This window comes from Falsiroseomonas sp. E2-1-a20 (genome assembly GCF_051433195.1).
Lineage (GTDB): Bacteria > Pseudomonadota > Alphaproteobacteria > Acetobacterales > Acetobacteraceae > Falsiroseomonas.
This window is the reverse complement of the sequence record NZ_JBHMFT010000017.1, coordinates 88658-105123: the sequence shown is the minus strand read 5'-3', so window position 1 is coordinate 105123 and position 16466 is coordinate 88658. Positions and strand designations below refer to the sequence as shown.

Sequence of the window (16466 nt, the reverse complement as noted above, 5' to 3'; positions counted from 1 at the left end):
CTACCAGCGCAGCGCGGACAGGGTGGCGACGGGGCGCACCCCCTCCGCCGCCGCTTCCGCCGCCAGGCGCTCCGGGTCCGGTGTGGCGCCATGGGCGTGCGCGACCAGCCCGGTCAGCGCCCAGACCGCATCGATGCCCGCCGCCTGCGCCCCGGCGAGGTCCGTATGCGGGCTGTCGCCGATGGCGACGATGCGGGACCGGTCGCTCAGCCCGAGCAGTTCCAGCACCGGCGGGTAGCAGGCCGGGTCCGGCTTGCCGATCTCGATCGCCGCCGGCCCGCCGAGCGCCACATACAGATCCGCCAGCGCCCCGGCGCACAGCACGCGCTGGTCCCCCACCATCACATGCCGGTCCGGGTTGACGCAGACCATCGGCAGGTGGCGCGCGGCGCAGGCGGTCAGCGCGGCGCGGTACGGCTCGATATCCGTGTTGCCGCGGGCGGGTTCCGGCCCGGTGTTCAGCACGAATTCCGCATCCTCGGCCCGGTCCACCAGCACCAGGCCGGTCTCCGCCGGCACGGACAGGTCGCGTTCCGGCCCGATGTGCAGCGCCCGCATGCCGAGTGCGGCGAAATCCGCCCGGTCCCGGTGCTTCAGGTGGCGCCAGGCGAGCTCGCCGGAGGTCATGGTGCCGTCCCACAGCGCGCGGTCCAGCCCCATCCCGGTCAGCAGCGCATCCACCACGAAGGACCGGCGCGGCGCGTTGGACAGGAAGGCGATGCGCTTGCCGGCCGCCTTCAGCCGGCCCAGCGCATCGGCGACCCCCGGATAGGGCTGGCGGCCATCATGCACCACGCCCCACAGGTCCAGGATGAAGCCGTCATAGCGCTCCGCCAGCGGGGCGACGCCGTCCAGCATCCTCATCGCACGTCGACTCCCACGGCCTCGGCCACATTGGCAAAACCCTCCCGCCGCAATGCGGCCGCGAGGTCGCGCTTCAGGCGCGGAATCAGCGCCGGCCCGCCATAGGCGAAGGCGGCGTACAGCTGGACCAGCGCGGCGCCGGCCTTGATCTTTTCCAGCGCCTCCGCCCCGGTCGAGACGCCGCCGCAGCCGATCAGCACCAGGTCGCGGCCGCGCACCAGCCCCGCCACCCGCCGCAGCAATTCCGTCGAGGCGGCGCGCAGCGGCGGGCCGGACAGGCCGCCGGCCTGCGCCTTCAAGGCGGAGCGCAAAGGCGCCGGCCGGGCGATGGTGGTGTTGGAGACGATGAGCCCCTGGATGCCATGGGCCACCGCCGCCTCCACGATCGGCTCCACCGCCGCCGGCGACAGGTCCGGCGCGATCTTTACCAGGATCGGCGGCCGCGGCCCGCTCAGCGCGGCACGGGCCTCCGCGACGGCGACCAGGATCTCCCGCAGTTGCGACTCGCCCTGCAGGTCGCGCAGGCCCGGCGTGTTGGGGGAGGAGACGTTGATGGCGACGTAGCCGGCATGCGGCGCCACCGCGGCATACAGCGCCGGATAATCCCGCAGCGGCGCCGCGCCATCCTTGTTGATGGCGATGTTCACGCCGAGCACGGCGGGCCGCTTGGCCGGAAGATGCGCCAGCCGGGCCAGGAAGGCGGGCAGGCCGGCATTGTTCATGCCCATGCGGTTGATCACCGCCCGGTCCTCCGCCAGCCGGAACAGGCGGGGCTTCGGGTTGCCGATCTGCGGCTTCGGCGTGACGGACCCGGCCTCGACGAAGCCGAAGCCCAGCCGCATCAGCGGCGCCAGCGCCATCGCGGATTTGTCGAAGCCGGCGGCCAGGCCGATCGGGTTGCGGAAATCGAGGCCCAGCGCGCGCGTCGCCAGCACCGGGTCATCCGGGGATCGGTCGGCGCCGGCCAGGCCGAAGCGCAGCGCGCGCAGCGCCAGGTCATGCGCGCGTTCGGGGTCCATGCCACGCATCAGCGGCATCAGGACGGAGGCGAGTTGCGGGGTCATGGAGGGCGGCTTTTGCACGGGATGCAGGTCAGTGGGAAGGTGGCGCCTCGGCATGGCCGCCCTGCGGTGGACATCGGGACGCGACGCCCCTCATATCTCGCCGCCGCGACGGCGCGGGGGAGGGGTTGATTTGCGCGGTCCCGCGCTGATGCTGGCCGGGATCGGCCTGTTCGGCCTGCTCGACGCCAACAGCAAGCTGCTGTCCGACGGCCATTCGGTCTGGCAGGTGCTGCTGGTGCGATTCGTGACGCTGCTGGTGGTGGTGCTGGCGATGCGCGCGCTGGTGCCAGGCTGGGGCGGCGCCCTGACCACGCGCTTCCCCCGGCTGCATGCGGCCCGCGCGCTGGTGATGCTCGGCAGCGCCATCTGCTTCTTCCAGGCCTTCAGCCGGCTGCCGCTGGCCGAGGGCTACCTGGTGTTCTTCACCTCCCCCTTCATCGTGCTGGCGCTGTCCGCGCTGTTCCTGCGGGAGACACCGGGCCGCGCCGCCTGGGGCTGGTGCGCGGTGGGGTTCGCCGGCGTGGCGGTGGGGCTGGCGCCGGGGCTTTCGGGCATGGCGGGGGGCGCGCCGGTGGCGGGGTACCTCTACGCGCTCGGCGGCACCTTCTGCTATTCGACGGTTTTCACCCTGAACCGGCAATTGCGCGGCGAGCCCGGCATCGCCCGCGTGCTGGTCTGGCCGTCCCTGCTCGGCCTGGCGGTGATGCTGCCGCTGGGGCTGGCGAACTGGTCCACGCCGAGCCTGCTGACCCTGGCACAGATGGTGGGCAACGGGCTGATCGTCGGCCTCGCCACCGTGGCCCTGGCCGAGGCGTTCCGGCACGCCTCCGCCAGCCGGCTGGCGCCCTTCGGCTATTCCGGCCTGGTCTGGTCGCTGACCTGGGACTTCGCCTTCTGGAGCCGCGTGCCCGGCGCCGCGATGCTGGCCGGCGCCGCCGTGGTGGTCTTCGCCTGCATCATGAGCGAACGCGCCGCATCACGCCGTTAAGCCCTCTCCCCCCACTACCGGGGGGAGAGGGTTGGGTGAGGGGGGCCGCCCTACCTCGGCAGGAAAGGATTGGTCCTACGCTCCTCCCCAAAGGTGGAGCCCGGCCCATGCCCGCACAAGAACCGCATCCCGTCCCCCAGCGGCAGCAGCTTGGTGACGATGCCCCGGATCAGCGCCTCGTGGTCGCCATACGGAAAATCCGTGCGGCCGATGGAGCCGCGGAACAGCACATCCCCCACCACCGCGAAGCCGAGCCCCACATTGGTGAACACCACATGGCCGGGCGCATGGCCGGGGCAGTGCAGCACGCCGAAATCCTGCCCCGCGATGCGGACCGTCTCGCCTTCCTCCAGCCAGCGATCCGGCGTGGCATTGGCGAGGTCCGGGATGCCGTATTGCCGCGCCTGGTCGGCGATGCCCGAGAGCAGGAATTCGTCGTCGCGATGCGGACCCTCGATGGGGGCGGGCGCGGCTTGCGCGGCGACCAGCGCATCCCGCAACGCCTCCGCCCCGCCGGCATGGTCCAGATGGCCATGGGTGAGCAGGATGTTGTCGATGGTGCAACCGGCCTTGGCGATGGCGGCAAGGATGCGCGGCACATCGCCGCCCGGGTCGATGACCGTGCCGCGCAGGGTCTCGGCATCCCAGATCAGGGCGCAGTTCTGCTGGAAGGGGGTGACGGGGATTTGGGCGGCTTGGAGCTTGGGCATGGGGGAGAGGTGGTGGAGGGGGAGGTGAGGAGAGTCAACCTCTCGGCTTTAGATCGGCACTAGCGGGCTGCATTAAGATAAGTGGCGACCAATATAACCGACTCGCACTCTGGGCGCTACGTCAACGATACCAAAATAAATTCTCACGCACATATCCGGCGAAGTTCCGTCGGATGGCTTGGCATGATATTCACATTCTACCATTTCCCCGTTTATGATCCTGGTCCGGAAAGCCCGGTCTGCTCTGTTCCGTCGCGACGTCTGTGAATCTATGCTGCAAGTTAATCCATTCTTGCCCAGCCAAATCGGAATAGTATCGCCCAGCGGTTGCCCGGATGCCAGCAAATTAGAAAGCCGGCCAAGAGTTCTCAAGTATCGCAATATTTTCTCAGGAGGGCCTGCTGTTTGATTTAAATTGAGCCACTCTTTTTCTGATTCTGGCGCGATCAGTAGCGAGCCGGCAAGATCCCGTCTTGCAATAGAAACGGCCTCACTAACTGTTTCTGGCGGAAGCTCACGATCCGCGACGCCAACTTGTTCAGATCCCGCTCTCTCCGCAATAATCAAAGCCTCGACGTTCTGTCGAAGATCTTCTATTTCTAGCTTTTGGTCGGCAACCTTTTTTCTAAGCGCGTCATTTTCGACTGCGTATGCATCGGCAAGAGCCTCAAAATTGCCCGAATTTGCGGCAGCGGCACCAGCAACTTCAGTTATTCTTCGCAAACGCACCGCTTCAAAATCGACCACCTGTCTGTCATCGGCCGTGAACGTTGATGCCTCGATCAGTTTTTGGCTTAAGAAGGCAACAAATCTATCGCGTGAAAGTGCTTCCGTTCGACCCTCGAAGAGAATTTGATCGAATGTCCAGAGGGGGTGTGTTCGAAAATTTTGGTCGGGCCGGAAGGGCCAGAAGAGCCGTACTGCGCCGTTGAAGCAGGACCATTCACGGCCCAAGCGGCGTGTTAATTCCCAAGATGCTTCCGTAGAAAGTCGGATTGTGTGGGCAAGGCCACAAGAAAAATTGCCGATTTGCTCGTGTAGGTCGCCTGCCAGCGTCTGTCCGTTGAGTTCAGACACAGCAACAATAGGCAGGCGTCTGTTCGGCGAAGTTAAAAGTTCTTCGAATTCTTCATAATCATTGACGTGAACAGGAAAATTTCGATTAAATACTCGCTCGCTTGTGTTGCTGACGCACCACGAATAAGGAAGAGAAATGATGTCTCGTATGAAACGAGGGGATCGAATTGAGATGTTCGGGGGACTCATGTCGCCGTTAGAGCCGACACTGAGTATGCACTGAAAGCTGATTTTGGTTGGACTTTCCAAAAGTCGAACTGTGGTCATAAGTTCACCACCGCTTACCGGTTCCAGAACTTTAATTTCCGTGAGCCGAAGATCGTCCAAATCTTCACTTTGTTGCTCAACTAAAGCCGGTACACCGCTCCGCAATATCGTAATGTCGCCATCTTTAGACTGAAGAAATTTCCGCTCCCGCCATTGATGGATTACGCGAAGAGCATTAACCTCAGCACCGTTTTCGGCAGAGCACTGAAATTGGAATTTGGCAACCGTGCGCATCTATCGATCCCAACACTACAATTGCTTGTGCGCCACAACTAGACGCCTCAGCATTCAATTGACCTTCGCCGATCTCGGAGATCAGACGCTATCCGTGCCTGAAAAGAACTAACCCAGGCGTGTGCGTGAACGCTATCTCACCTCCCCCGCCACCCGCTCAAACACCCCCCGCGCCTCCGCCGCCGAGGCGCGTGTCACCGCCCCGCCCCGCACATCCTCCCGGCTCCACATCCAGCTCCGCGCCGGGTCGTCCAGCATGTCCCAGTTCGGGAAAAGCCGCGCCGGCGCGTCGCCGACCCACACCAGCGAGACCTCCAGATGCCGGTCATCCCGCAGGATGCGGCCGAAGGTGGCGGTCACCTTGCTGCGCTCGCCTTCCAGCATCTGCATGAACAAATCGGCGCGGCAGATCAGCGCGCCGGTCAGCCCGTTCCGCTGGTTGTTGCGCCGGGCGGCCATCAGGATGTCGTCCAGCATGTCGCCGGAGAAGCCGAAGGGGCGGGAGGTGTAGATCAACTGCATCAGGGGCATCGGCGGCGCATCCATCCAGGGTTGGCGCCATCCTGCCCCGGATCAGCGCCGGCCGAACAGCCTCTCCAGCTCCGCCTTTCCGAAGCGCAGCACGGTGGGGCGGCCGTGGGAACAGGTGGCGGCGCGCGGCGTCGCCTCCATCTGGCGCAGCAGCGCCGCCATCTCCGCGGACCCGAGCCGCCGCCCGGCGCGGATGGATCCGTGGCAGGCCAGCCGCGCCACCGCCGCATCCAGCCGCGCCTCCAGCGCTAAGGCCTCGTCCATCTCGGCCAGTTCCTCGGCCAGGTCGCGCAGCAGCGGCGCCGGGTCGGGTGCACCGAGCAGCGCCGGCATGGCGCGCACCAGCACCGCGCCGGGGCCGAAACCCTCGATCTCCAGGCCGAGCCGCGCCAGCGCCGCCGCCTGGTCCAGCAGCCGCGCCGCATCGGCGGCCGGCATCTCCACCACCGCCGGCAGCAGCAGCGGCTGGGCGCGGACGCCGCCTTCCACCAGCTGCGCCCGCAGCGCCTCATGCGTCAGCCGTTCATGCGCCGCATGCTGGTCCACCAGCACCAGCGACCCATCCGCCGCCTCCGCCAGCACATAGGTCTCGAGAATCTGGCCCAGCGGCCGGCCGAGCGGGCCGTCCTGCGGGAAGTCGGGCAGTGGGGCGGGCAGCGGCGCGGCGGCGAAGCCGAGCGGCAGGGACGGCCCGCGCGGCCGCTGCGGCAGGGGCCCGGAAGGCGGCCGCCAGCCGGGGAAGATGCCAGGTGCCGCGGCCTCGGCGAAACCGGGCGGCGCCGCGAAGGCCCCGGCGCCGAGGTCCTCCGGCGCCGCCCCGGGCGCGCCCACCGCCACGGCGCGGCGCAGCGCGGAGATCATCAGGCCGCGCACCGACTCCGCATTGCGGAAGCGCAGCTCAGATTTCATCGGGTGGACGTTCACGTCCACGGTCTCCGGCGGCACCTCCAGGAACAGCGCCGCGGCCGGGAAGCGCTTGGCCGGCACCAGGTCGCGATAGGCGACGCGCAGCGCCGTGCGCAGCAGCGGGTCGCGCACCGGGCGGCGGTTCACCACCAGGTGCTGCGCGGCGGAGGTCGCGTGGTGATGCGTCGGCAGCCCGGCGAGGCCGGACAGGGTCGCGCCGTCGCGGGACGCCTCCACCGGCACCGCCGCGGCGGCGAAATCCGGCCCGAGCAGCCCCGCGATCCGCGCCGTGCGGTCGGCGGGGGGCAGGGACAGGGCGACGCGGCCCTCGACCTCGACCCGGAAGGCGACTTCCGGCCAGGCCATGGCGAGGCGCCGCACCGCCTCCACCGCCTGTTCCGCCTCGTGGCGGGGGCTCCGCAGGAAGGCGCGGCGGGCCGGGGTGGCGAAGAACAGGTCGCGCACTTCCACGCGCGTGCCGGGCGCGCCGGCGGCCGGCGCGACATCCCCCTTGCGGCCGCCCTCCACCTGGATCGCATGCGCGGCCGCGCCGCCAGGGCGGGAGGTGAGGGTGAGGCGGGAGACCGCGCCGATGGAGGGCAGGGCCTCCCCCCGGAAGCCGAGCGTCGCGATGCGGAACAGCATCGCCTCCTCCGCCAGCTTGGAGGTGGCGTGGCGATCCATCGCGAGGCTGAGGTCCGCGGCGTCCATGCCATGGCCGTCATCCTCCACCAGGATGCGGCCGATGCCGCCGTCTTCCAGCGTCACGGCGATGCGGGTGGCGCCGGCATCCAGCGCGTTCTCCACCAGCTCCTTCACCGCCGCGGCCGGGCGCTCCACCACCTCGCCGGCGGCGATGCGGTTGGCGGTGGTCTCGGACAGCAGGCGAATCCGGGGCGCGACGGCCATGCCATCGATGTGCGGCGGCAGCGGCGGGAAGTCCAGCATCGACCCAAACTCAGTGCTGGCGGCCCGCCACTCCGCGGGCCGAGGCCGCGAAGGCGGCCCGCGCCCAGACCAGCCGCGCCGCCGGGCCTGTCAGTGCAAGGCGCGCAGGCAAGGCCGCGGATGCGGCCGCCCGCCGCTTGAGGGCAAAAATCTACGCATGCCCGGCGCTGCCGGACAAGGCCGAGGGGTCGATGCCGAGCTTGGCCATCGCAGCCCGCCACAGGTCGCCCGGCTGTTCGGCGAACAGCAGGTCCTCATCCGCGGGCACGGACAGCCAGGCATTCTGCTGCAACTCGTTGTCGAGCTGCCCAGGCCCCCAGCCGGCATAGCCGAGCGCCAGCAGCCCCTCGCGCGGCCCGCCGCCGGTGGCGATGGCCTTCAGGATCTCGACGCTGGCGGTCAGCGCCAGGTCCGGCATCACCTTGAGGCTGCCCTCCGTCTCCCAATCCGCGGTGTGCAGCACGAAGCCGCGGCCGCCTTCCACCGGGCCGCCCTGGGTCAGGCGGATGCGGCGTGCCGGGGGCACCGGGTCCAGGCCGAGTTGGCCGAGCAATTCGTCGAAGGACAGATTGTCCAGCGGCTGGTTCAGCACCAGTCCCATCGCCCCATCCGCCGAATGCGCGCAGAGGCAGATGACGCTGCGGGTGAAGCGCGGATCGGCCATGCCCGGCATCGCGACCAGCAATTGCCCGGTCAGGTAGCCTTCGGCTTCGGTCGGTGGGTTGGGATCGCGGCTTACCATCGTGCCCATCTACATGGCGCCGTCGGCGGGCTCCCGCAAGCACGCCCCTGCATGGACGCCGTGGTCCTTCTTGATCTAATCAGGTCAAGGATTCAGGAGACCGCGTATGACCATCCAGCCAGGCGACAGCATCCCGGCCGCCACCCTCATGCAGGCCACCGCGGAGGGACCGAAGGAGGTCTCGACCGAGGCGCTTTTCAAGGGCAAGACCGTGGTGCTGTTCGGCGTCCCCGGCGCCTTCACGCCGACCTGCTCGGCGAAGCACCTGCCGGGCTTCGTGACCCAGGCGGATGCGCTGCGCGCCAAGGGCGTGGACACCATCGCCTGCATGTCGGTCAACGACGCCTTCGTGATGGGCGCCTGGGCCAAGGACCAGGGCATCACCGACCAGGTGGTGATGCTGGCCGATGGCTCCGCCGCCTTCACCCGCGCCATGGGCCTGGAATTCGACCTGACGGCGCGCGGCCTCGGCGTCCGCAGCCAGCGCTTCGTGCTGGTGGCGAAGGACGGCAAGGTGAGCCACGTGGCCGTCGAGGCGCCGGGCGCCTTCGAGGTCTCCAAGGCCGAAGCGGTGCTGGCCCACCTGTCGTGATGAACCCGGGCGCCTACGCGCTGTTCGCCTGGCAGGCGGGCTGGGTCTTCACGCTGCGCAGCATGCAGCTTGGCACCGATCCGGTCGGCGCCAGCGCGGCGCTGGCCGAGATGGTGGCGGAGAAGCAGAAGGCCTTCACCGATGGCGCCTTCGCCGCCGGCCGCGCCGCGCTGGGCGGCGCCTCGATGGATGCGGTGGCGGAAGCGGCGCTGCGCCCGGCCCGCCGGCGGGTCTCCGCCAACATGCGGGCGCTGCACCGCAAGCCGTAGGCGCCGCCGCGGATCGGTGCCGGACGACCAACGGCCGATCCGCCGCGGGCGGATCGGCCGGCGACACGCGCAGGGGGCGGGCATGGCACGGCATGATCGCGTTCAGGGGCTCATCGGCCAGCGGCTGCCGCAGCACCTGGACCTTCTGCGCGACTACCTGGCGATCCCGAGCACCCTGGGCGATGCGGCGGGCGTCAGGCGCGCCGCCGGGTTCCTCGCGGCGCAGTATCGCGAACTCGGCTGCCAAGTCGCGGAGGTGGTGGAAACACCGGGCCTGCCGGCGGTCTGGGCCCGCTACGATGCCGGCGCGGCGCGGACCCTCGCGGTCTATGGCTACCTCGATACCAACGGCCTCGGCAGTGGCTGGACGGTCGATCCCTACCAGGGCGTGGTGGCGGCGCATCCGGCCTTCCTGCGCGTGCTCTATGGGCGCGGGGCCGCCAGCAAGGGTGGCGCCCTGGCCTTCCTGCAGGCGCTGCACGCCATCCGCGATGCGGAGGGTGAATTGCCGGTCAACCTGCTGTTCCTGATCGAGGGGGAGGAGTTTCTCGGCAGCCCCTTCATGCCGGACCTGATCAGGCGCCACGAACCCCAGCTGGAGCGCGCCGACGCGGTGATCTGGCCCGGTCCCAGCCAGGCGGCGAATGGCGATGTGGCGCTGTTCCTCGGCAACAAGGGCCTGCTGAAGCTCGAGATCACCTGTTCCTCGGCGTCCTGGGGCAGGGGCCCGATCGGCGCGGCGGCGCATTCCTCGACCCAAGGCGTGCTGGATTCGCCGACCTGGCGGCTGATCCACGCGCTGGCCACGCTCTACGACGCGAAGACCGGGCGCATCCTCGTGGATGGTTTCGCCGAGGGGCTGAGCCCGCCGACGCCGGAGGAGGACGCGCTGCTCGACCAGCTCGCCGCGCTCTACCGGGGGCGGGAAGCCTCGGCCGTGCCCGGCATCGGCCCGCGCGCCACCGCGCCGCATTTCCTCGGCGACGCGGAGGGGCGCGAGGTGTTCCGCCGCTACTGCTTCGAGCCCACGATGAACATCGATGGGCTTGCGGCCGGCATGACGGGACCAGGCACGCCGGCCTGGACGCTGCCGGAGGTCGCGCGCTGCACCATCGACCATCGCCTGCCGCCGGACATCGACCCCGATGCGTGCCTCGCCCGGATCCGCGGCCACCTGGACTGCCACGGCTACCCCGACATCGGGCTCCGGGTCCTGGGCGCCGTCGGGTCGCAGAAGCTTCCGGTCGAACATGACCTGGTGCGCGCCGCCCGCGCGGCGCTGGCCCGCCAGGGCATCGCGCCCACGATCTGGCCCTGCCGGGGGACCAGCGGCCCGACCGGGCATTTCAGCGCCATCCTGGGCAAGGGCGTGCTCGGCGCCACGGGCCTGGGCTATGCGAGCGGGCACTCCGGCCCGGACGAGTTCCTGGTCATCGAGGGCGATGGGCGGGTCGGCGGCTGACGGAGCTGGTGGGGTCGCTCGCCGACCTCGTGCTGGACTACGCCGGCGGAGCCTGACGGCGGGCGCCGCTCCGCGCCTGCGCCAGAGGCGAATGTGGACGACTTGAAACGTTCGCGGGTTTCCCTATTTCAGAAATTCCTGAAATCACGGGAACGACATGAACCTCCCTCCGCTCGTCCAGGCCTTCGTGCTGCATTTCGGTGAGATGGGCAGCCGCTGGGGCATCAACCGGACCGTCGGGCAGATCTACGCCCTGCTGTATGTCTCGCCGGAGCCGCTGAACGCGGAGCAGATCGTCGACGCGCTCGGCGTCTCGCGGTCCAACGTCTCGATGGGGCTGAAGGAGCTCCAGGCCTGGAACCTGGCGATCCCGAAGCACATCCCGGACGACCGCCGCGACCATTTCACCACGCCCGACGACGTCTGGCAGATCCTTCGCACCCTGGCCGAGGAGCGCAAGAAGCGGGAGGTCGACCCGACCCTGTCCGTGCTGCGCGAATTGCTGATGCAGACCCCCGGCAGCGCCGAGGAACGCCACGCCCAGGCGCGGATGGCGGAGATGCACGGGCTGATCGAGCAACTCACCACCTGGTACGACGACGTGAAGCGTCTTGAAACCGAAAGGCTTGCATCGCTCCTGGCGCTCGGCGCCCGCGTGACCAGGTTGCTCGAAGCGAAGGACAAGGTGGTGGGCCTGGTTCGCGGCCGACCGAACGCAAGCCGGGAGGCCTGAGTCGATGGATCCGATCCTGCTGGCGCGCATCCAGTTCGCCGCCAACATCTCCTTCCACATCCTGTTCCCCACCATCACCATCGCGCTCGGCTGGGTGCTGCTGTTCTTCAAGGTGCGCTATGCGCGCACCCGCGACGAAGCCTGGATGGACGCCTACCGCTTCTGGGTGAAGGTCTTCGCCCTGTCCTTCGCGCTGGGCGTCGTCTCCGGCATCACCATGTCCTTCCAGTTCGGCACCAACTGGCCCGGCTTCATGGAGAAGGTGGGCAACATCGCCGGCCCGCTGCTGGCCTATGAGGTGCTGACGGCCTTCTTCCTGGAGGCCACCTTCCTCTCGATCATGCTGTTCGGCTTCAAGCGGGTGCCCGGCTGGATGCACACCGGCGCGACCTTCCTGGTCGCCTTCGGCACCACCATGTCGGCGTTCTGGATCCTCGTGCTGAATTCGTGGATGCATACCCCGGCGGGCTTCGAGATGCGCGACGGCGTGGCGCATGCGACGGACTGGTTTGCCATCGTCTTCAACCCCTCCATGCCCTACCGCTTCACCCACATGCTGACGGCGAGCGGGCTGACCGTCGCCTTCCTGGTCGCCGGCATCTCCGCCTGGCGCTGGCTGCGCGGCGACCGGGCGGAGGGTGTGCGCAAGGCTCTGCGCACCGGCGTGGTGATGGCCGCGGTGCTGGCGCCGCTGCAGGCCTTCCTCGGCGACCTGCACGGGCTGAACACGCTGGAACACCAGCCGGCCAAGGTCGCGGCGATGGAGGGCAACTGGGACACCCGCGGCAACGTGCCGCTGGTGCTGTTCGCCATCCCGGACGAGCAGGCGCGGGAGAACCGCTTCGAGATCGCGATCCCGAACGGCGCCAGCCTGATCCTGAAGCACGAGGCGGCCGGCGTGGTGCCCGGGCTGAACGACTTCCGCGGCGAGCACCCGCCCGTCGCGCCGGTGTTCTTCGCCTTCCGCATCATGGTGGGCATCGGCCTGCTGATGATCGCCATGGGCTGGGCCGGAGCCTGGTACCTGTGGCGCCGGGGCGCCCTGCCGCGGCCCCTGCTGTGGGGCTTCGCGGTGATGAGCTTCGGCGGCTGGGTGGCGACGCTCGCCGGCTGGTACGTGACCGAGATCGGCCGCCAGCCCTGGCTGGTGACCGGCGTGCTGAACACCGCCCAGGCCGCCGGGCCGCTGCCGGCCTCCAGCATCGGCACCACGCTGGTGATGTACCTGGTGCTCTATGGGCTGCTGCTGGTCGCCTACATCACCACGATCTTCCGCCTGGCCCGTGCCGGCCGCGTGGCGGAGAAGGTGGACGGCGCCATGATGAAGCCGGGCAGCGCACCCGGCGACACGGCCCAAGACAAGATGGGCCAGGACAAGATGGTCCAGGGGACGCCGGCATGACCCCGTTCCTGCCCGGCGAGTGGCTGCCGCTGATCTTCGCGGTGCTGATGGCGGTGGCCATCCTCGCCTATGTCGTGCTCGATGGCTTCGACCTCGGCGTCGGCATCCTGCTGGAAACCGCGGCGGAGGAATCCGAGCGCGACCGCATGATCGCCGCCATCGGCCCGTTCTGGGATGCCAACGAGACCTGGCTGGTGCTCGGCGTCGGCCTGCTGCTGGTGGCCTTCCCGGTGGCGCACGGCATCATCCTGACGGCGCTTTACATGCCGGTCGCCATCATGCTGGTGGCGCTGACATTGCGCGGCGTCGCCTTCGAGTTCCGCGCCAAGGCCCGCGACACCGCGCATAAGCGGCGCTGGGACCGCTGGTTCTTCGTGGGCTCCCTGGTCTCGGCCCTGGCGCAGGGCTGGATGCTGGGGCGCTACGTGCTGGGCTTCGCCGAGGGCTGGGCCGCGACCGGCTTCGCGGTGATGGCCGCGATCGGGCTCGCCATCGCCTATGCCTTCATCGGCGCCTGCTGGCTGGTCTGGCGGACCGAAGGCGCGTTGCAGGCGCATGCCATCACCTGGGCACGGCGCGCGCTGTGGCCGGTGGCGCTCGGCATCCTGCTGGTCTCGGCGGTGACGCCGCTGGTCTCCGCCCGCATCGCCGCGCGGTGGTTCGACTGGCCGGGCATCCTGATGCTGGCGCCGCTGCCGCTGCTGACGGCGGCCCTGCTGTTCGGCCTGTACCGGCTGCTCGCGCGCATGCCGCTGCGCGAGGATGCCTGGCACCAGCTGCCCTTCTGCGGCGCCACGGCGCTGTTCGTGCTGTTCTTCGCCGGCCTCGCCTGGTCCTTCTTCCCGTATGTCGTGCCGGAACGCATGACCATCTGGGAGAGCGCCAGCGCGCCGGAGAGCCTGTCCATCATCCTGGCCGGCGCCGCCTTCGTGCTGCCGGTCATCGTGCTGTACACCGTGTTCGCCTGGCGCGTCTTCGGCGGCAAGGCGCGCGACCTGACCTATTACTGAGGATCCCTGGATGCCCGAGCGCGTCGCCGACTACCCGCGTCCGCCGCGGCTGGAGCCAAGTTCGCGGCTGGTCCGCATCCGCCTCGGCGGCGAGTGGGTGGCGGAGACGCGGAGCGCCTTCCGGGTGCTGGAGACCTTCCACCCGCCAAGCTGGTACCTGCCGCCGGAGGCCTTCCGCCCCGGCGCGCTGCACCCGGCGGCGGGGTCCAGCTTCTGCGAGTGGAAGGGCGTGGCGGCGTACTGGGACATCGCCTGGAACGGCCGGACCGCAGGGCGCGCCGGCTGGAGCTACCCCGAACCCACGCCCGGCTTCGCCGCGATCCGCGACCATGTCGCCGTCTATGCCGGGCTGATGGAGGAATGCCGGGTGGACGAGGAGGTGGTGCTGCCGCAGCCCGGCGGCTTCTACGGCGGCTGGATCACCTCGGAACTGGTCGGGCCGTTCAAGGGCGGGCCCGGGACCATGGGGTGGTAGCCTTGGGGTCGTGAGGCCGGCTCAGGCCGGCAGCGCCCGGCGCGCGGCCCGGCGGCGCAGCAGGTTGCGCGCCACCAGCAGGCCGAGGAGGCCAAAGACGACGGCGCAGATCAGGTAGAAAAGCCTCTCCGTGCCCAGCCAACTGCCGAGGAACCAGCCCGCCGCCACGAAGCTGCCGGCCCAGACGCCGGCGCCGATGAAGTTCAGGATGGCGAAGCGGCGATACTCCATCCCCTCCAGGCCGCAGGCGGCGGCGGCGACGTTGCGGATGCCGTAGAGGAAGCGGAAGCCCAGCACGAACAGCGTGCCGTGCTTGTGCAGCATCTCGGTCGCGCGCGCGGCGTTGGCCTGGCAGCGCGGAAAACGCGCCAGCGCGGCGGGTCCGTAGCGACGGCCGACGAAGAACCAGGTCTGGTCGCCCGCGAAGGACCCGCCCCAGACGACGACCATCAGCAGCCAGGGGTCGATCCCGCCCGCCGCGGCGCCCACCGCGGCAGCGGCCAGGACGAAGGTCTCACCCTCGAAGAACGCCCAGAGCGCCGCGATGGCATAGGGATAGCCGCCCCACTCCGCCCAAAGCTCAGCCACCGGCGGCAGCCGGGACCGATCGTTCAGGGTTCAGCGGCGGGACGGTGGCGATCTCGGACATCGGGAGCATTCCCAGCTTCTGAGCCCAGGATGCCATAAAGTTGATGAATGACCAGCCTGTGATTCAATTCGGTTGTTTCGCGGCGTCGTTGCGCATCATCAGGGCCCCAGCCCCTCCCGCGCCTGCGTCGCCAGCACATCCGCGCGTTCGTTCATCACGTCGCCAGCATGGCCACGCACCCAGCGCCAATCCACCTCATGCGGCTTCGCCGCCGCCAGCAGGCGCTGCCAGAGGGGGTAATTTGCCACAGGCTGCTTCGCCGCGTTGCGCCAGTTGTTGCGGACCCAGCCCTTGATCCAGCGCTCCATCCCGTTGCGGACGTATTCGCTGTCCGTGTGCAGGGTGACGCGGCAGGGCTTCTTCAGGGCTTCCAGCGCGGCGCAGGCGGCGGTCAACTCCATGCGGTTGTTGGTGGTGGCGGGGTCGGCGCCGGACATTTCCTTCTCCAGCGCCCCGAAGCGCAGGATCGCGGCCCAGCCGCCCGGGCCGGGGTTCGGCTTGCAGCCGCCATCGGTCCAGATCTCGACGAGCGGCCGCTCATCAAGGCGGGCGGCATCCTCAGGCTCCGATGGCACCGGCCGTCTCCACCTGCGCGAAGAAGCGCAGTTTCCGCAGGTATTCCAGGGGGTCCTTCCGGGTCACCAACGCATCCGCCGGCGTGTGGGTCCAGTCGAACAGGCGGGTCAGCAGGAAGCGCAGCGCGGCACCGCGGCACAGCACCGGCAGCGCCGCGGCCTCCTCCGCCGTCAGCGGCCGGATGGTCTGGTAGGCGGCCAGCATGGCGCGCGCCTTGGTCAGGTTGAAGCCGCCATCCGGCTCGAAGCACCAGGCGTTCAGGCAGACGGCGACGTCGTAGGCCAGCAGGTCGGTGCAGGCGAAGTAGAAGTCGATGACGCCGGAAACGCGGGGCCGTCCCTCCGCATCCGGCAGGAAGAACACGTTGTCCGGGAACAGGTCGGCGTGGATCTGCCCGACCGGCAGCGCCCCCGGCCATGCGGCCAGGATCGCCGCGTGCTGCGCCTCCAGCTGCGCCATCAGCCCCGGCTGCACCTCGTCGCCGCGGGCGTGGCAGGCCTCCAGCAGCGGCGCCCAGCCGGCCGGCCCCAGCGCGTTCGGACGCCGCCCCGCGAAATCCGCCCCCGCCGCATGCAACCGCGCCAGCGCCAGGCCGAGGGGGGCCATGTGCTCCGGCCGCACCCGGCGCGGCCAGACGCCTTCCAGGAAGGTGCAGATCGCCGCCGGCCGGCCCGCCAGGTCGCGCAGCGCCTGCCCGTCCCGCCCGCGCACCGGCGTGGGACACGCCAGGCCACGCCCGGCCAGGTGTTCCATCAGCCCGAGGAAGTAGGGCAGCTCCGCCCGGTCGACGCGCTTTTCGTACAGCGTCAGCACGAAGTCGCCGCCCGTGGTGCGCAGCGCGTAGTTGGAATTCTCCACCCCTTCCGCGATGCCGCGGAAGGCGATCAATCCGCCGATGTCATAATCGCCCAGGAAGGCGCGCAGCGCCTCGTCCGAGACTTCCGTGTAGACCGCCATGCAGCTGGAT

The 16466-nt window shown here is 69.4% G+C and carries 18 protein-coding genes; 8 read left to right on the top strand and 10 right to left on the bottom strand.

All coding sequences use genetic code 11. From position 1 onward, the window contains the following. Together ACFHPP_RS19965 and ACFHPP_RS19960 are read right to left on the bottom strand one after the other, a co-directional pair. Entirely contained in the window at positions 1-864 is an 864-nt protein-coding gene (locus tag ACFHPP_RS19965) for a TIGR01459 family HAD-type hydrolase (RefSeq protein WP_437164990.1), read from the bottom strand. After that, positions 861-1928 carry a quinone-dependent dihydroorotate dehydrogenase gene (locus ACFHPP_RS19960; RefSeq protein WP_437164989.1) on the bottom strand — a complete coding sequence of 356 codons (1068 nt, stop codon included), beginning with the start codon at positions 1926-1928 and terminating at the stop codon, positions 861-863. Before ACFHPP_RS19960 ends, ACFHPP_RS19965 begins: the two co-directional genes overlap by 4 nt. Positions 1929-2058: 130 nt before the next feature. Between ACFHPP_RS19960 and ACFHPP_RS19955 the strand changes: the two genes are divergently transcribed. Further along, a complete protein-coding gene (locus ACFHPP_RS19955; RefSeq protein ID WP_437164988.1) occupies positions 2059-2916 on the top strand; it encodes a DMT family transporter in 858 nt (285 codons plus the stop codon). Between the two features lie 50 nt (positions 2917-2966). Here ACFHPP_RS19955 and ACFHPP_RS19950 read toward each other — a convergent pair whose 3' ends face one another. The 5 genes from ACFHPP_RS19950 to ACFHPP_RS19930 all read right to left on the bottom strand — a co-directional run bounded on the left by ACFHPP_RS19950 (position 2967) and on the right by ACFHPP_RS19930 (position 8331). Next, a complete protein-coding gene (locus tag ACFHPP_RS19950; RefSeq protein ID WP_437164987.1) occupies positions 2967-3626 on the bottom strand; it encodes an MBL fold metallo-hydrolase in 660 nt (219 codons plus the stop codon). Positions 3627-3698: 72 nt separating this feature from the next. After that, entirely contained in the window at positions 3699-5204 is a 1506-nt protein-coding gene (locus ACFHPP_RS19945; RefSeq protein ID WP_437164986.1) for a hypothetical protein, read from the bottom strand. 132 nt (positions 5205-5336) lie between these two features. Beyond that, positions 5337-5735, bottom strand: coding sequence for a BLUF domain-containing protein (locus ACFHPP_RS19940; protein ID WP_437164985.1), 399 nt, complete (start codon positions 5733-5735; stop codon positions 5337-5339). 42 nt (positions 5736-5777) lie between these two features. Continuing rightward, positions 5778-7589: a DNA mismatch repair endonuclease MutL gene (mutL, locus tag ACFHPP_RS19935; protein ID WP_437164984.1), complete on the bottom strand. Its 1812-nt coding sequence runs from the start codon at positions 7587-7589 to the stop codon at positions 5778-5780. A 151-nt stretch (positions 7590-7740) separates the two neighbouring features. Continuing rightward, a complete protein-coding gene (locus tag ACFHPP_RS19930) occupies positions 7741-8331 on the bottom strand; it encodes a YqgE/AlgH family protein (protein ID WP_437164983.1) in 591 nt (196 codons plus the stop codon). Positions 8332-8437: 106 nt separating this feature from the next. Here ACFHPP_RS19930 and ACFHPP_RS19925 point away from each other — a divergent pair, with 106 nt between their 5' ends. From ACFHPP_RS19925 to ACFHPP_RS19895, 7 genes are all read left to right on the top strand, one after another. Then, positions 8438-8923, top strand: coding sequence for a peroxiredoxin (locus ACFHPP_RS19925; RefSeq protein WP_437164982.1), 486 nt, complete (start codon positions 8438-8440; stop codon positions 8921-8923). Continuing rightward, positions 8923-9192, top strand: coding sequence for a hypothetical protein (locus ACFHPP_RS19920; RefSeq protein WP_437164981.1), 270 nt, complete (start codon positions 8923-8925; stop codon positions 9190-9192). The genes ACFHPP_RS19925 and ACFHPP_RS19920 overlap by 1 nt, the downstream gene beginning before the upstream one ends. A gap of 82 nt (positions 9193-9274) precedes the next feature. Then, positions 9275-10654, top strand: coding sequence for a M20/M25/M40 family metallo-hydrolase (locus ACFHPP_RS19915; protein WP_437164980.1), 1380 nt, complete (start codon positions 9275-9277; stop codon positions 10652-10654). Positions 10655-10811: 157 nt separating this feature from the next. After that, complete coding sequence (locus tag ACFHPP_RS19910; protein ID WP_430671763.1) at positions 10812-11387, top strand: GbsR/MarR family transcriptional regulator; 576 nt, start codon at positions 10812-10814, stop codon at positions 11385-11387. 4 nt (positions 11388-11391) lie between these two features. Then, entirely contained in the window at positions 11392-12789 is a 1398-nt protein-coding gene (locus ACFHPP_RS19905; RefSeq protein WP_437164979.1) for a cytochrome ubiquinol oxidase subunit I, read from the top strand. Then, positions 12786-13799, top strand: coding sequence for a cytochrome d ubiquinol oxidase subunit II (locus tag ACFHPP_RS19900; protein ID WP_437164978.1), 1014 nt, complete (start codon positions 12786-12788; stop codon positions 13797-13799). Before ACFHPP_RS19905 ends, ACFHPP_RS19900 begins: the two co-directional genes overlap by 4 nt. 10 nt (positions 13800-13809) lie before the next feature. Beyond that, on the top strand, positions 13810-14274 hold the full coding sequence (locus ACFHPP_RS19895; protein WP_437164977.1) for a DUF427 domain-containing protein: 465 nt from the start codon (positions 13810-13812) through the stop codon (positions 14272-14274). A 21-nt stretch (positions 14275-14295) separates the two neighbouring features. On the opposite strand, the gene ACFHPP_RS19890 is transcribed toward ACFHPP_RS19895, so the two are convergent. The 3 genes from ACFHPP_RS19890 to ACFHPP_RS19880 all read right to left on the bottom strand — a co-directional run bounded on the left by ACFHPP_RS19890 (position 14296) and on the right by ACFHPP_RS19880 (position 16456). Then, positions 14296-14862 (bottom strand): DedA family protein, encoded by a 567-nt coding sequence (locus ACFHPP_RS19890; protein ID WP_437164976.1) that lies wholly within the window; start codon positions 14860-14862, stop codon positions 14296-14298. Between the two features lie 159 nt (positions 14863-15021). After that, entirely contained in the window at positions 15022-15498 is a 477-nt protein-coding gene (rnhA, locus tag ACFHPP_RS19885; RefSeq protein ID WP_437164975.1) for a ribonuclease HI, read from the bottom strand. Further along, positions 15482-16456: a homoserine kinase gene (locus ACFHPP_RS19880; RefSeq protein ID WP_437164974.1), complete on the bottom strand. Its 975-nt coding sequence runs from the start codon at positions 16454-16456 to the stop codon at positions 15482-15484. Before ACFHPP_RS19880 ends, rnhA begins: the two co-directional genes overlap by 17 nt. Between the last annotated feature and the right edge of the window lie 10 nt (positions 16457-16466).

Bases quoted from the DNA above. Each gene is read 5' to 3' on its own strand.
- ACFHPP_RS19965 (WP_437164990.1), bottom strand. From the start codon at position 864: ATGAGGATGCTGGACGGCGTCGCCCCGCTGGCGGAGCGCTATGACGGC.
- ACFHPP_RS19960 (WP_437164989.1), bottom strand. From the start codon at position 1,928: ATGACCCCGCAACTCGCCTCCGTCCTGATGCCGCTGATGCGTGGCATG.
- ACFHPP_RS19950 (WP_437164987.1), bottom strand. From the start codon at position 3,626: ATGCCCAAGCTCCAAGCCGCCCAAATCCCCGTCACCCCCTTCCAGCAG.
- ACFHPP_RS19945 (WP_437164986.1), bottom strand. From the start codon at position 5,204: ATGCGCACGGTTGCCAAATTCCAATTTCAGTGCTCTGCCGAAAACGGT.
- ACFHPP_RS19940 (WP_437164985.1), bottom strand. From the start codon at position 5,735: ATGCCCCTGATGCAGTTGATCTACACCTCCCGCCCCTTCGGCTTCTCC.
- mutL (WP_437164984.1), bottom strand. From the start codon at position 7,589: ATGCTGGACTTCCCGCCGCTGCCGCCGCACATCGATGGCATGGCCGTC.
- ACFHPP_RS19930 (WP_437164983.1), bottom strand. From the start codon at position 8,331: ATGGTAAGCCGCGATCCCAACCCACCGACCGAAGCCGAAGGCTACCTG.
- ACFHPP_RS19925 (WP_437164982.1), top strand. From the start codon at position 8,438: ATGACCATCCAGCCAGGCGACAGCATCCCGGCCGCCACCCTCATGCAG.
- ACFHPP_RS19920 (WP_437164981.1), top strand. From the start codon at position 8,923: ATGAACCCGGGCGCCTACGCGCTGTTCGCCTGGCAGGCGGGCTGGGTC.
- ACFHPP_RS19915 (WP_437164980.1), top strand. From the start codon at position 9,275: ATGGCACGGCATGATCGCGTTCAGGGGCTCATCGGCCAGCGGCTGCCG.
- ACFHPP_RS19910 (WP_430671763.1), top strand. From the start codon at position 10,812: ATGAACCTCCCTCCGCTCGTCCAGGCCTTCGTGCTGCATTTCGGTGAG.
- ACFHPP_RS19905 (WP_437164979.1), top strand. From the start codon at position 11,392: ATGGATCCGATCCTGCTGGCGCGCATCCAGTTCGCCGCCAACATCTCC.
- ACFHPP_RS19900 (WP_437164978.1), top strand. From the start codon at position 12,786: ATGACCCCGTTCCTGCCCGGCGAGTGGCTGCCGCTGATCTTCGCGGTG.
- ACFHPP_RS19895 (WP_437164977.1), top strand. From the start codon at position 13,810: ATGCCCGAGCGCGTCGCCGACTACCCGCGTCCGCCGCGGCTGGAGCCA.
- ACFHPP_RS19880 (WP_437164974.1), bottom strand. From the start codon at position 16,456: ATGGCGGTCTACACGGAAGTCTCGGACGAGGCGCTGCGCGCCTTCCTG.